At 67.1% G+C, this 564-nt stretch carries 1 protein-coding gene; it reads left to right on the forward strand.

Features of this window, described 5'->3' with window-relative positions; translation table 11 throughout:
• Nucleotides 1-564 (forward strand): winged helix-turn-helix domain-containing protein (locus tag ACXJKJ_RS31635; protein WP_457395658.1); only part of this gene is annotated, 564 nt, incomplete at both ends.

Genomic DNA, 564 nt, shown 5'->3' on the forward strand with positions numbered 1-564 from the left:
ACTTCAGCCGATGTGATCAGGATCGGCGAGTGCACCGTCACGTTGTCCTCCCGCGAGGTCACGGTGCCCGGTGCGCGTCGTCCGCGACGGCTGACGCCGAAGGCATTGGGTGTGTTGAAGGCGCTGATGCGCGCGCCGGGTGCGGTGGTCACCCGTGATGAACTGTTCGCCGAGGTATGGCCGGACACGCTGCCCACCAATGACGTGCTGACCCAGGCAGTGACACAGCTGCGCAAGGCGTTCAGCAACGACGATGTCACGGGCACGCCTTACATCGAAACCATTGCCAAGACCGGCTATCGCCTGCTCGTGCCGGTGAGAGCGGTCGATGCGGCGCCGGCTGCCGAGGCGGTGACGTTCATCGAACGCGACGACACCGCAGCACTGGACGTGCCTGCCGAAGTGGCCGCGCCCGCCACGGGATCCCTCCGCAGCCGGTGGCGGCGGATGCGCCGCTACGTCCTGCTCGCGCTCGGCGTTGGCATGATGATCGCGCTGYTGGTGCTGACCGCATTGCTGCTGCAACGTCCTGCACCATCGGCCGCGTCCAGCGGCGTGCTGGAA

It is taken from the genome of Roseateles sp. P5_E1 (assembly GCF_054049335.1).